Annotated in this window: 11 protein-coding genes; 6 read left to right on the plus strand and 5 right to left on the minus strand. The window is 55.6% G+C overall.

The window, feature by feature from the left end:
- Positions 1-51 precede the first annotated feature (51 nt).
- The 5 genes from rfaD to G497_RS0115505 form a co-directional block, all read right to left on the minus strand.
- The gene (gene rfaD, locus G497_RS0115485; RefSeq protein WP_027188825.1) at positions 52-1,023 is read right to left on the minus strand and encodes an ADP-glyceromanno-heptose 6-epimerase; all 972 of its coding nucleotides are present in this window, start codon (positions 1,021-1,023) and stop codon (positions 52-54) included.
- A gap of 23 nt (positions 1,024-1,046) precedes the next feature.
- Entirely contained in the window at positions 1,047-2,135 is a 1,089-nt protein-coding gene (locus G497_RS0115490; RefSeq protein WP_027188826.1) for a pyridoxal phosphate-dependent aminotransferase, read from the minus strand.
- On the minus strand, positions 2,135-3,214 hold the full coding sequence (locus tag G497_RS0115495) for a glycosyltransferase family 4 protein (RefSeq protein WP_027188827.1): 1,080 nt from the start codon (positions 3,212-3,214) through the stop codon (positions 2,135-2,137). The genes G497_RS0115490 and G497_RS0115495 overlap by 1 nt, the downstream gene beginning before the upstream one ends.
- A gap of 145 nt (positions 3,215-3,359) precedes the next feature.
- The gene (locus G497_RS0115500; RefSeq protein WP_027188828.1) at positions 3,360-4,607 is read right to left on the minus strand and encodes an O-antigen ligase family protein; all 1,248 of its coding nucleotides are present in this window, start codon (positions 4,605-4,607) and stop codon (positions 3,360-3,362) included.
- On the minus strand, positions 4,607-5,611 hold the full coding sequence (locus G497_RS0115505; RefSeq protein WP_027188829.1) for a stealth family protein: 1,005 nt from the start codon (positions 5,609-5,611) through the stop codon (positions 4,607-4,609). The genes G497_RS0115500 and G497_RS0115505 overlap by 1 nt, the downstream gene beginning before the upstream one ends.
- 376 nt (positions 5,612-5,987) lie before the next feature.
- Here G497_RS0115505 and G497_RS0115510 point away from each other — a divergent pair, with 376 nt between their 5' ends.
- From G497_RS0115510 to G497_RS0115535, 6 genes are all read left to right on the plus strand, one after another.
- On the plus strand, positions 5,988-7,463 hold the full coding sequence (locus tag G497_RS0115510) for a sigma-54-dependent transcriptional regulator (protein ID WP_027188830.1): 1,476 nt from the start codon (positions 5,988-5,990) through the stop codon (positions 7,461-7,463).
- A 343-nt stretch (positions 7,464-7,806) separates the two neighbouring features.
- Positions 7,807-9,729, plus strand: coding sequence for a SurA N-terminal domain-containing protein (locus G497_RS0115515; protein WP_027188831.1), 1,923 nt, complete (start codon positions 7,807-7,809; stop codon positions 9,727-9,729).
- A gap of 70 nt (positions 9,730-9,799) precedes the next feature.
- Positions 9,800-10,288, plus strand: a complete 489-nt coding sequence (gpt, locus tag G497_RS0115520; RefSeq protein WP_027188832.1) for a xanthine phosphoribosyltransferase — start codon at positions 9,800-9,802, stop codon at positions 10,286-10,288.
- A 265-nt stretch (positions 10,289-10,553) separates the two neighbouring features.
- Positions 10,554-11,624, plus strand: coding sequence for a BMP family ABC transporter substrate-binding protein (locus G497_RS0115525; RefSeq protein WP_027188833.1), 1,071 nt, complete (start codon positions 10,554-10,556; stop codon positions 11,622-11,624).
- 314 nt (positions 11,625-11,938) lie between these two features.
- A complete protein-coding gene (locus tag G497_RS0115530) occupies positions 11,939-13,033 on the plus strand; it encodes an ABC transporter permease (protein ID WP_027188834.1) in 1,095 nt (364 codons plus the stop codon).
- Complete coding sequence (locus G497_RS0115535) at positions 13,030-13,953, plus strand: ABC transporter permease (RefSeq protein ID WP_027188835.1); 924 nt, start codon at positions 13,030-13,032, stop codon at positions 13,951-13,953. The genes G497_RS0115530 and G497_RS0115535 overlap by 4 nt, the downstream gene beginning before the upstream one ends.

Here is a 13,953-nt window from a genome sequence, read left to right on the forward strand (position 1 = left end):
TCTGTTTGGGCTGTTGCCACAGGCACATCATTTTTACCGTGCTGGTTGTGCTTATTCCAAGTGTGGGCAGGCTGTGGCGAGATAGTTGGTGACATAGTCACGCACGCCGTCTTCCAGGCTTGTCATGGGGGCAGTATAGCCAGCGGCCCGCAAGGTGTGCATGGGGGCTTCTGTAAAGTTCTGGTACTTGCCCAAAAGGTGTTCCGGCATGGGAATAAAATCGATGTTGGCAGGCTTGCCCATGGCAGAGAATACGGCAGTGGCAAGGTCTACCCAGGTGCGGGCCGTGCCCGTGCCCACGTTGAACACCCCCCCGGCGGCGGGGTTTTGCAGCAGCCACCACATAATGTCCACGCAGTCTTTGATATACACAAAATCCCGCATTTGGCAGCCATCGGCAAAATCCGGGTGGCAGGAGCGGAACAGGCTTACCTTGCCTGTGGCGGCAATGGTGTGAAAACTTTTGTTCACCACGCTGCGCATGTCGCCCTTGTGCTGTTCGTTTGGCCCGTAAACATTGAAAAATTTCAAGCTGGCAAGGTGCGGCAAAAAGCCTTTGCGCTGCGCCCACAGGTCGAACAGGTGCTTGGAATAGCCGTACATATTCAAGGGGCGCAGGGTGTGCAGGTTGGCTGTATCGCTGAACCCTAGCGAGCCGTCACCATAGGTAGAAGCGGAACTGGCGTTGATAAACCGAGCGCCGCGCTCAAAGGCAAAGTGGCACAGGGATTTTGCATATTCCAGATTGTTCTGCATTAAAAAGTCGGCGTCTCGTTCCGTGGTGGCGGAACAGGCCCCCATGTGGATAATGGCGGTAATGGCACCTTTCAGGCCATCCCCGCGCACTTTTTCAAGAAACTCGGTGCGGTGCATATACGCATTGTAGCGCAAGGGCACCAGGTTTTTCCACTTTTCGGTGCAGGCCAGGTTATCCACCACAAGAATATCGTCAATACCAAGGGTATTGAGCTTCCATACCATGGCGCTGCCAATAAAGCCTGCGCCGCCGGTTATAATATACATTTCTCCACTCCGTCGTGTGTTTCCTAACGTAAATACAGAAGGGCCTGAATGAGTTTTTCCATGCTATCCGCTTCACGCGCAGCTATTCGCACATAGCCATTGGGCATGCCGGGAATGCTGTCGCAGTTGCGCACCAGCATATGCTGGCGCAGCAGGGCTGTGGTAACGGCCTGGGTATTTGCAGGTTCGCGCAGGCGGGCTGTGACAAAGCTTACCCCTTCCCACACATCTTCCGGGCTGAACAGGGCAAGGCGGCGCAGTTCACGCCCCAGGTGGGCCACTGCCCCGCGCAGGGTGGGCAGGGTGGCGCGGTAGTCTGCCATGCGGGCCAGGAATGTTTCCCCCATCATCAGGGCAAAGGGGCTCACTGTCCAGGAAGGGCGCTTTACTTCCAGCCGGGCAATGGCGGGCCTGTCGCCCATAACGTAGCCAAGGCGTATGCCTGGGCAGCAGAAAAACTTGGTAAAGCTGTGCAGGGTGAACAAGGAAACACCAGGGCGCAGGCAGCGTTTATAGGCCGCATGGCTGTTTTGTTCGTAGGCAGGCTCCCCGGCCAGAAATTCCCGGTAGGTGCTGTCAATAAGCACTCTGGGGGCGGCTGTCATTTGCAGCACTTCCGGCATGTTTTCATACACCGTGCCCGCAGGGTTGTTGGGGCTGCACAGCACTACAAGGTCGGCGTCCGTGCGCCACAAGGTGCCCAGTTCCGTTGCACCGGGGGCAAAGCCATGTTCGGCCGGGGGGGTGACAATGGTGTAACGTATGCCCAGGGCCTCACAGGCCGTGATATATTCTGAAAAAGCCGGGCCAACAAACAGGACATGGCTGGGGGCAAGGCGGGAAAGCAGGTACCATATAAGCTCGGCCGAACCATTGCCCACCAGGACGCGGTCATCTTCCACCCCTTCAAAGGTGGCAAGCTGGGCGCGCAAGGCGCTGGCCCCGCTATCCGGGTAATGTAAAAAGGGGTAGGGGGTGCGCTCCACCAGTTCCTGGGTAAGGGGGGCAGCAAACATATTCACGTTGCTGCTAAAATCCAGCAAGTGTTCTGGTGCTGTTTTCAGCTTGCGTGCCAGGGCATACACTTCCCCCCCGTGGCGTTCCCCATGCATCAGGCAAGCCCGCGTTGGTGTAATGCTTCGGTATAAATGGTTTCCAGGGTTTGCAGGCGGGTGGCAGGGCTGTAATTTTTGGCCTGCTCCACTGCGGCAGCTTTAAAGCGGATGCGCAAGGGCGAGTCGTGCAACATGCGCACCATGGCAGCCCCTAATGAGGCAACATCGCCCGCTTCCACGCAAATGCCGCATGTGTCTATAATATCAGGTACTGCCCCCACTTTGGTGCCAATGCAGGGCAGGCCCATGCGCACCGCTTCCAGCAGGGTGTTGGGCATGGATTCTGAAAGGGAAGGCAGCACAAAGGTGTCCATGCCGCCAAGCAGGCTGGCCACATCTTCCGTGGGGGGGATGAGCATTACTTTATCCAGCACGCTCATGGTGCGGCACAATGGTTCCCACAGGGAGGGGTTAATGCCGATAATGGCCAGGCGAGCCTGGGCAAACTTGGGCTTAATGGCAACGTATTTGGCAAAGGCGGTAATAAGCTGCTCAATGCCTTTTACCGGGTTGTTGTTGGCAATGCAGCCAAACAAAAAATTATCCGGGCCAATGCCCATGCTGCGGCGGGCTTCTTCGCGGGGGAGCTTGGGGGTAACGCGTTCATCGGGCACGGCATTGGGCACCACGCGCAACCGCTTGGCGGAAAGGCCAATGCCGCGCAGCACGCTGGCGCAAATTTCCGAATTCACCACAAAGCGGGCAATGCCGGGGCTCCAGTAAGGGAGCGGGTTTTTAGGGCGGAACAACACCCCGCGGTGGGCCACCACCACGGCTTTTTTCCACCACAAAAGGCCCCACCACGCGGCTTTTTTTACCGCAGCGTTATGGAAGGCATGTACCACACAGGGGGTGCCGTCTTTGGGCATGGCGGCTTCCAGGCTGGCCTTCCAGGTGTTTTTTTTGCCAAGGCGCACAAAGCCGGTAAACTGGGGGGCAAGTTCAGGCAGTGGGGAGTTTTGCGGAATGAAAAAGGTCACCACGTGCCCGCGTTCTGCCAGACCCTGGGCAAGGTATAACGCCTGGCGGGCCCCGCCGCTACGGTTACTGGCAGAGGTGATAATAAGTATGTTCATGGCGAAAAAATACTTTGCCCAAGGGCACTCTTATATGGTGGTGTGCGTTGCGCAGGGTGGGAAAAAGCGCACGGTTTTTGCTGCCGTTGCTATAGCACTGTGCTTCTTGTCTGACAAGTGGCAGGGAAATGCTTGCGCTGCGTATTCATGCTCCGTTGGGCAGGCGAGGAAATTGCCCCTTTACGGGGTGGTTTGCGCCATAGCCCAGTGCCGCAGCGGCAAGTAGCAGTATGTAAGAATCGTTCATGCGCCACAGGGGGTCATCCACCAGCCCTATACCCAGGTAAAACACCAGCATGGCGGCAACCCAGGCAATGTCTTTTCTGCGCCATGCAGCGCACGTGCCCCAAAGGTAAAACACCAAAAAACCCGCCGTGCCCAGCGCCCCTGCCTCCACAAGTCTGCCCAGCACAAGGTTGTGTGCGGCTTTTACTGTTTCTTCATGGGAGGGGTATTCTTTTTGCCAGCGGGCAAGGTTTTCTTCGCGGTATTCCTTATGCAGGCGTTTGTAGCTGTGTATGCCGTTGCCCAGCACAGGCGATTTGGTGAATGCAGCCCACCCTGCTTCCCAAATGGGCAGGCGTGAAACAAAGGTTTCGTCATTACGCAGGTTAACCACGGCTGAGATGAGCCGTTGGGTGGCAGGGGATTCTTTGGTAAGCCACAGGCCGCAGGCCAGCACTGCCGCCAGCACGGCCCCCAGCGCCATGAGCTTTCCTTTTTTTTGGGAAGGCAGCGCCAGTAGCAGCACAACAATGCCTGCGGGCAGCATAAGCACCAGGGCCCGTGTGTTGCTAAGTACAATAAGCCCGCCACATAACAGGGCAAGCGCCCCGGCCCCGGCAATGGTGCTTTTTTTTGTGGCAGTCATGGCCCAGTGCAGGGCAAAATAAAAACCCGTGGCAGCATACAGGGCCAGGCGGGAAGGGTGCACGGCAAACAGTTTCAGCCTGTCACCCTGCATAATGCTGTCGTGGGCGCCTGCAAGGTAATAGCCCGCGCCCAGCACGGCACTATACACCAGGGCCATAAGCAACGCACCGGCAAACAGGAATTTATGGTGGGGGAATATGCGGCTGGCACACAAGCCAATAAGGACGCATGCCAACCAAAGGCCCACGCGGGGCAGGGCGCGCAGTGTGTCTGCATTGAAAAGGGAACTGGCAATAATCACGACCAGAAATACCCCAAAGGCCATGCTTGCCGGGGTAAGCAGAAAGCGCGGGGAAATGCCTTCCTTATATATGGCCCATAAGCCAAAAGCGCAGGTAATAAGCACTGTTGCTGTGCAGTCTGCCTGCAAGGGGAGCAGGAAAAAAAGCATACACAGGCTGAGGAAGAACAGCTTTGAAGCCATGGGGGCTTGGCGGAAAAATGAAGAAGAGGCCAGCATTAGCGTATTTCCTTGTGTTCCCAGGGGGAGGCAGTGGGAAAATAGGTGGACAAAAAATGGGCCAGGGAGTTTTTGTCTTGCTGTTTCGCCCCTGGGGAGTCGTTCAAACAAAAGGTGCGGGGCCGTAGCCAGCGTATGGCCCGCATCTTTTTTTGCACGTTGGCATCCCCAAGGGAGGCACCAATGTGGGCAATACCCCTTGGGGCGTCTAGCAATTGGTGCACGCCGTTTACAGGGCGCATGGTGCCTGCCCCGGTAAGCAGTGTGTGCAGGGGGTAAAGCATGGTCATGGTGATGTCTGTTGTCGCGCGAAAGCGCGAATGCAGGGTTTGCTCCACAGCTTCCGGGTAGGCTTGCCATGCGGCTTCTGCCGTGGAAACCGTCATGGTTTTAGGAAAATGGCGCATGGTGATGGGAAGCGTTTTGCCAAACTTGCCCAGCACTAATTTATGGGAGGCTGCCACCGCCGTAATGTGGGAATTTTCGTGTGCCCGTTCTAACAGGCGGTGCATGGTTTTTTTGCCGCGCTGCACAGCCCAAATGCGCGGGGTGCCTGCCGGGGTGAAAAAGTCTGTGGGGCACAGGGCCCTGCCCAGCATAAAATCATCGTTAAAATACAAAAAGTGTTCTGCCAGGCCGGGAATGCGGTGGGCGCACAGCTCTATTGGCCTGTTGCTGAAAACGGGCAGGGGAATATGGGAGGGGAAAATAGCCTCATGGAACACCAGGTTGGCAGCGCTGGTATTGAGCCATGTGGGGGTTTGCCCTGCAGTAATAATATGCACCTTGCGTACCCAGGGGGCATATGCCGCAATGGAGCGCAGGGCAAAGCGCAGTTCCTGGTTGTCTTGGAAGCGTGCCTGTTCCAGTGCTTCTGCGGCAGGGGCCATGGCAGGAGAGCCCAAAAGGGCGTTGCGCTGGGCAAGCCAGTGGGGGTCGTTGCCGTCTACCCACGTGAACACGGCATCAATGGGAAAAGAGAGGGGGGAGGTGGGGTGTGCCATGGTGGTTCAGGGGGTTGCGGGTGGCGTTACTATGGATAAACAGGCTGAATAGACGAGTATGGGTAAAAGAGCAAGGCCTGTGGTGTGTTGCTGTTGGCAAAGGGGGAAGAATTTATGTGGTGCTTGCACAGCAAAACACTCCTGCAACAATGCCCTCAAAATAGCAGAAGACCAAGGGTGCAGGCGGCACGCCGCACAACCTCCGCCGCAGGAACGCAAGAAAACCGCGGCTTGTGTTCTTGTCTTGTTCTGTGATAGAGAAACACATGAAAGCACCAGCGGCTTGGTATTTCCTTAGGAAGTACAGATTTTATGGCTTTTGGGAACGCTGAGCGCTTCCACGAAAAACGCTTTTTTGAGGTGAACAATAACAGCTATGCAAGAAACGCGTATTCTTTTTTTGGCCCCTGCCCATACAGTCACCCGCATCTTTCCCCAAATGAAAGAGGCGGGCATTGAAGTTGGTATAGCGGAAAATATTAAAGGGGCCTCGGCGTTTATTCGCAAAGGGGTGCCAGCCCTTATTCTTTCGCGCCCCACGCTGCCAGGGTATACCATTGAAGATTTACTTGCCGTTGGGCAAGAAGACCCTGAATTCCCTTCTGTTATTGTGTTTTCCGAAAGGCCCACCCCGGATGAAGCCACACGTATGCTGGAACTGGGGGCCAAAGATTATTGGGTAGAGCCCCTGACCTTTGAAAAAATCAGCGCTGCTATGCCCACCAGCCAGCCCACAGCCCCAGTGCCGGCAAGTACCACCCTTGGGGGGCGCAGCCCAAAGCCGGAAGTGGCAGGCCCCACCATTGTAGGCACCCACCCTGTTATGCGCCGGGTGTTGGCCCTTGCCCGGCAGGTAGCTAATTCCAAAGCCACGGTGCTTATTTCTGGTGAATCCGGCACGGGTAAGGAAATGTTTTCCCGCTACCTGCATGCCCATAGCGACAGAAAAGACAAGCCGTTTATTGCCGTAAACTGCGCCGCCCTGCCAGAACACTTGCTGGAAAGTGAATTGTTCGGCCATGAAAAAGGCGCGTTTACCGGGGCGATTGCCCGCAAGTTGGGCAAGTTTGAAATGGCTTCTGGCGGCACCTTGCTGCTGGACGAAATTTCTGAAATGGACCTTGGCTTGCAAGCTAAATTGTTGCGTGTATTGCAGGAAGGGGAAATAGACAGGGTGGGCGGCGCTGAAACCCTGAAGGTGGATGTGCGCGTGCTTGCCACTACTAACCGCAACCTGGAAGGCTGGGTGCAGGATGGCAAGTTCCGCCAGGATTTATATTTCCGCCTGAACGTTATTCCCTTGCGCTTGCCTTCTTTGAAAGAACGCGGGGAAGACACCCTGAGCCTTGCCGCCTTTTTTATGGGTATGTATGTGCGCGAATACAATTTGCCCCCGGTTACCCTTTCGCCGGAAGCCGTTACCTGGGTAACAACCTATGAATGGCCGGGCAACGTGCGTGAATTGCAAAATATGATGGAACGTGCCGTGCTGCTGTGTGGTGGTGGCACCATTACCCCTGCCCACTTTTTGCTGGAATCAGACGAGTGGCCCCTGTTTCAGGACCTTGAAGAGGATGAAGAGGAAGGAAATGGCGCAGCCGGGGCCAACTTTGAAGATGTCCTGCAAGCCCAGGGGCAAACAGCCTTGCCAGGGGCAGCACAGCTTGGGGCCGCTCTGGCTGGCGGGGTTATTCCGCTGCATGAAATGGAACGCATCATGATCCAGAAGGGGCTGCTGGAAACCAATGGCAACAGAACCCAAGCCGCGGAACTTTTGGGTATTTCCGTGCGTACATTGCGTAATAAATTAAATGAATACAGGGAAGCTGGAAACCCGTTAGAAGGGGTGTAGCCTGCCCAACTGTGTTTTGGGTTCCTCGTTCACACGGGGTTCCTTGTAAAAGTAAACTTTGAGAACGCCGCTTCTTAACGTTTACTTGTTTTATTTCACCCTTCCCTGGGCAAAGAGCTGGTTACAATTGACGGCAGCTAGCTTTCTGTCGTAAAGTTCTTTTTTCACGCATTCTCCCTGTTGTGGGGGGGTGCCCCAACTTTGTCTGCACCGGAGTTATTCTTCATGGGAAACACTGAGCTTCAGCGTTTTCAATGGTGCAGCCTTCTGCTAATTCTGCCACAACGCATACAGGCAGAGTGGTATTTTCACACCAACGTTGTTCCACCACCGGAGAATGTGCATGCTTGATCGTTTCAGAGGCAAGTCATCGTCGCTGTTCACACAGATAATTTTTGGCATTATCATCCTTTCCTTCATTTTTTTGGGGGTAGGCAGTTTTTCTGGTGGTCCTAGCAGCGGTGCAGCCACGATAAATGGGGTTTCCATTGCGCTGGAAGAGTTTGCCCAAACAGCCCACCAGGTGTACCAGCAGGAAATACGCAATAACCCGGACATGGGCAGTTCCCCAGAAGCCCTGGAGCAGTTGAAGCGTCAGGTACTGAACCAGATGATTCTGGAGCAAGTTAAAATGCAGGAAGCCCAGCGCCTGGGTATTTTTGTCACCCCGCAAGAACTGCTTCAGGTAATTGCCAACATCAGCCTGTTTCAAGATGACCAGGGAAAGTTTGACCCCAAGCGCTATACTGAAGCCTTGAAGCAAATTGGCCAGACCCCTGCCCAGTTTGAAAAAGGTTATAAAGAAAGCCTGCTGGGTTCCAAGCTGCTTGCCGCTGCCACCATGGGGGTAAGCGCCACAGAAGCAGAAGCAAAAAACTTTTTCGACTTCCAGCTTGAGCAGCGTGTTGCAGAATATGTGCTGTTTGCCAGCAAAGATTTTGCTGGCAAAGTGACGGTAACCGACGCAGACTTGCAGGCTTATTTTGATGCCAATAAGGCCAGCTTTATTGAGCCAGCCCGCATGAACCTGGACTTTGCCCTGGTTACCCCTGCTGCCCTGGCCGACAAAATTACAGTGGACGATGCAGACGTTACCGCTTTTTACGAAAAAAATAAGGAACGTTTTGCCCTTCCGGCTGAATACCGCCCCCGCCACATTCTTGTGCGCGCTCCGGCCCCTGGTTCTGCGGACAAAGACGCCGAGGCTGCCTTTGCCAAGGCCGAAGAGCTTATGCTTGGCATCCAGAAAGAACTGAAGGCTGGCGCTTCTTTTAATGAACTGGCGATAAAATATTCGCAAGACCCAGGCTCTGCCCCGCAAGGTGGCGACCTAGGCTGGCTGGAAGAAAATGCCCCCCTGGTGCCAGAATTTAAAACAGCGGCCCTGGCCCTGAAGCCCGGCGAAGTAAGCCCCATAGTGCGTACCCAGTTTGGCCTGCACCTTATCAAGCTGGAAGACAAGCATCCTGACAGAATCCTTACTTTGCAGGAAGCCCGCGATATCATCCGTAAGGACCTTGCCCTGGAAAGAGCTGGGGCAGAAGTGGATAGCCTGCGTAAAAAAGTGGTGGCCGAACTGAACGAAGGGGCCACGTTTGATGATATTCTCAAGAAGTTTGGTCTGAAAAAAGAAAATACCGGGGTTATGAACAAAAGCAGTGTGGCAGGGCGTCTTGAATTACATAAAGATGGCATGACCGTGCTGGAAAACGTTGCCGCAGGCGAAATGGCCCCCATGCCGCTGGATGTGGCTGGTGGTGTTGCCCTGATACGTGTTGTTTCTGCCACAGCAGAACGTACCCCGGAACTTGCTGAAGTGAAAGACACTGTGCGCCAACAAGTTGTGGCCAAAAAATCGGCTGAGCTTGCCAAGGCCGCTGCGGATGAAGCCCTTGCTTCCTTCACTGGCAACACCGTGCCAGCGGCTTTTAAAGGGAAAGTGCAAAAATCGCAAAGGTTTTCCCGCGCAATGCCCCTTATTATGCCCCTTGGTACTGTGCCGGGCCTTGCGGATGCCCTGAACTCTCTGCCTGCCGGGCCATGGGCTGCCCGCACCTTTGAAACGGCTGACGGCGCTGTTATTGCCCGTGTGGCCGAGGTCATTCCTGCTTCCCAGGAAGACTGGGAAAAGCAGGGGTCCATGGTGTATCAGGCTCTTGTGCAGGGCGCACAGGGTGAAATGATGCAACTGTACATGGAACGCCTGCTGCTGAAAAGTGATGTGCAGGTGAATGAAGAGGCTGTTCAGGCTGTGCGTTTCCGGTAATTGCGGAAACGCTGAGTCATTCCGAGCGTTACCAAAACGCCATCTAATCAGAAATAAGGGATAGAAGCTCATGAGTGGAGCGGAACGATATACGCAACAGTATCCTGTTTCCTGGGCACAATTGCACCGGGATACAAAAGCGCTGGCTGCGCGTTTGGTGGAAATGGGGCCATTCAAGGGTATTATTGCTGTCACCAGGGGGGGGCTTGTGCCCACTGCTGTTGTGGCCCGGGAACTGGAAATTCACATGATTGAAACCATGTGTCTGGTGAGCTACGACTGGCAGTCGCAAAACGACGGCTGCACCATTTTGAAAACGGTAGAAGGTGACGGCAAAGGCTGGCTTGTGTTGGACGATCTCGTAGACACCGGAAAAACTATGGCTGTGGTGCGCGAACTGCTGCCAGAAGCTACCCTGGCAGCTATTTATGCCAAGCCAGGTGGCGTGAATTCTGTGGATGTCTATGTTTCAGAAGTCAGCCAGGACACGTGGATACTGTTCCCGTGGGATGTGGAAGCGCAATACGTCAAGCCGTTGGTGGCGCGCTGCGAAAAATAACTTTGGCCCGGTTGCCGGCCTTCCTTCGGGGGGTCGGCGTTTTTTTTCCGCTCCGGCGGCGGGTTATATGCTCCGGCGGGCGGGGCCGCCTACGCCCCACCTTGTCGCTTCACGGCTCGCTACGCTTGCGACTGCCGTGGCAGGGAAGTGCTTGCAGACCGTATGTTTTAAGGGTAACTGAAAGGGGCGTCACGTGCCTTGTATATGATGAGGCAGTGCCTCCCATAACAAATCATATCATTTCACTATCATTCAGGAGGATTCCATGCGTGCAATACTACTGGCCCTTATGCTGACCTTGGGGCTGTGTGCCCCGGCAGTGGCTGCGGAAGGCAAGCCCAAGGAAAAGTTGAAAATAGGGTTTGTGTATGTTTCCCCCGTTGGGGATGAAGGCTGGTCTTACCAGCATGATCTTGCCCGCAAGGAGCTTGAAAAAGACCCCAACATTACCACCACCTTTGTGGAAAGTGTGAAGGAAGGGGCGGACTCCGAACGGGTTATTTTGAACATGGCCCGTAAAGACCACGACATTATCATTACTACCAGCTTCGGGTTTATGGACCCCACCATGCGCGTGGCGTCCCAGTTCCCCAACATTACGTTTCTGCACTGTTCCGGCTATAAAATGTCGGAAAACGTCAGCAACTATTTTGGCCGCATGTATCAGGCCCGTTTCCTTACGGGTGTGGTGGCTGGTCGCATGACCAAAAGCAATATTATTGGTTATGTTGCGGCCTTCCCCATTCCGGAAGTGATTCGCGGCATCAACGCTTTTACCTTGGGTGTGCGTTCCGTAAACCCTAAGGCTGAAGTGCGCGTGGTGTGGAGCAAAACATGGTACGACCCACTGGTGGAAAAAGAAGGGGCTAAAAGCCTGCTGGATGTTGGTGCAGACGTGATTACCCAGCACCAGGATTCTCCCGGCCCACAAGTGGCTGCGCAGGAAAAAGGCGTGTACTCCATTGGGTATAACACCGATATGACTAAAGTTGCTCCCAATGCGCACCTTGTGGCTGCTATTTGGAACTGGACCCCCTTCTATAAAGATATGGTGGAAAAAGTACGCAAAGGCCAGTGGAAGTCCGGCTCTTTCTGGCCCGGCATGGAATCAGGCATAGTGGATATTTCCGGCTTTGGCCCCATGGTGCCCAAAGCAGTGCAGGAAGAAGCCCGTGCCCGCCGCCAGGATATTATTGACGGCAAGCTCGTGGTGTTTAAAGGCCCGGTGCTGGACCAAAGCGGTGCCGTGCGCATTCAGGACGGCGCACTGCCCACCGACAAAGAACTGCTGGAAATGAACTGGTTTGTGCAGGGTGTTGTTGGCTCACCAAAATAAAGAAGTACTCATTGGGGAGGCTCTGCCTCCCCAAACCCCTCTTTTCTTCGCTTGGGCGTCGTGGAGATGTGCAGGGCAGCAAAGCTGCCCTGCACCCTCCGCCCTCACTCCACGGCTCGCAACACTCGCGACTGCCGTCGGTTGAAGGACATGATGCCCTTGGAGTCCCACATACGGGTTAAGTTTTTCGCGGGGCGAAAAGCTTAACGCAAATGGGGGTCAAGGGGCGTCACGCCCCTTGCAGGGGGCTTGGGGGACAGCGTCCCCCAAGTAAAAACAATCATATTCTTAATTACCATTTTTGCGAGGCTCCTTTGCGAACCTGGAAAGTTACAAGAAGAACGGAGCCCCTGGGCTGGGGCTCCTTTCTTCTTTTCATCATGGCGTTTGGCATTTCCTTGGCTATCAGCGGGTTCCTGTTGTTTTTGCAGGGCAAACCGGGGCTGGGGGGCATTTTGCTGCTGCTTGAGGGGGGCTTTGGCCACGGCTACAGCCTGGAAGATACCTTCTTGAAAGCCATCCCCATTTTCTTGTGCGCCGCTGGCGTGGCGGTGTGCTTTCGTATGCAGGTGTGGAACATTGGGGTAGAAGGGCAGTATGTGATGGGCGCTGCCGGGGCTACATGGGTGGTGCTTACCTTCCCTGATGCCCCCATGTGGGCCATGCTGCCTGCCATGGGCATTGGGGCCATGGTGGCAGGGGGCCTGTGGGCCAGCCTGCCTGCCTTGCTGCGCCTGTATGCCCACATGAACGAAATCATTTCTTCCCTTATGCTGAACTACATCGCCCTGGTTATTTTGCAGCGCCTTGTGTATGGCCCCTGGAAAGACCCGGACGGTGCAGGCTTCCCCCACACCATGGTATTCCCGGACCCTGCTGTTATTGGCACGTTTCTGGGGCGCATCCACTATGGGCTGTTGGCCTGCCTTGTGTGCGGCCTGGGGCTGGTGTTTTTTTTGAAGCGCACCCGCCTGGGGTTTGAAGTGACCGTTGGCGGGGAAAACGCCACGGCTGCGCGGTATGCAGGCATGCCTTATGCCCGGCTGGTGCTGTTCGTTTTTGTGGTGTGCGGGGCGCTGGCTGGCCTTGCCGGGGGTATTGAAACTTCCGCTGTGCTGCACCGCCTGAGCATGAATATCAGCGTGGGGTATGGCTACACCGCCATTGTGGTGGCCTGGCTTGCCCGCCTGCGGGTGGGGCGCATTGCCCTGTTCGCCTTTTTGCTGGCTGGCCTGCGGGTGGGTGTGGAAAATTTACAGCTTGAACTGGGCGTTCCTGCTGCGTTTGCTGGCATGATGGAAGGCTGCATTTTGCTTACGGTGCTGGCGGCCCAGTTTTTTGACAATTACGCCCTGCGGCGTGTGCAGGCCCAGCCTGCCGCTGCGGGCCAGAAAGGAGCAGGGGCATGACCTTTGCGCTGTTTTTAAAGGTGCTGTTTTCTGCCATTGAGCAGGGCACCCCGTTGTTGTATGCCACCCTTGGTGCCATTATTACGGAACGCTCCGGGGTGCTGAACCTGGGGGTGGAAGGCATGATGATTGTGGCGGCCTTTGCAGGATTTTTCGGCCTGCACCTAACGGGCAACCCGTGGCTTGGCCTACTGGCTGCGGGCATTGCTGCGGCCTTTATGGGCAGCCTGCACGGGGTGGTGTGCCTTGTGTTTCAGGGCAACCAGGTGGTTTCCGGCTTGGCCCTGACCATTTTGGGCCTGGGGCTGGCAGACTTTTTGGGCGCGCCCTACATTGGCACTGTCACCAAAGGGTTCAACCCCATTGCCTTGCCGTGGCTTTCTTCCCTGCCCGTACTGGGGCCTGTGCTGTTTACCCATGATGTGCTGGTGTACATTTCCTTTCTGCTGGCCCCTGCGGCCTGGTTTGTGCTTACCCGCACCCGCTGGGGATTAGCCCTTTGCGCCACAGGGGAAAACCCCCAGGCCGTGGCTGCGGCGGGCCTTTCCCCCCTGGCGTGGCGCTGGGTGGGCATTGTGGTAGGGGGCTTCCTTATTGGTTGCGGCGGGGGCTACCTTTCCCTTGCTTCCAGCCATGAATGGACCCACAGCATCAGCGCCGGGCGCGGCTGGATAGCCATAGCCCTGGTTATTTTCTCCTTTTGGCGGCCTGGGCGGGCTGTGCTGGGGGCTTATCTGTTCTGCGGGGTCAGCGCCTTCCAGTTGCGCCTGCAATCTGCCGGGGTGCTGCAAATTCCTACATGGCTGCTGGATATGTTCCCGTATTTGCTTACCCTGCTTGTGTTGCTGCTGTCTTCTGCCAGGGGCAAGGGCAGGGCAGCGCCCAAGGCCCTTGGGGTAAACCTGGAGCCAGGAGCCTAA

Source organism: Desulfovibrio cuneatus DSM 11391 (assembly GCF_000430005.1).
GTDB lineage: Bacteria > Desulfobacterota > Desulfovibrionia > Desulfovibrionales > Desulfovibrionaceae > Frigididesulfovibrio > Frigididesulfovibrio cuneatus.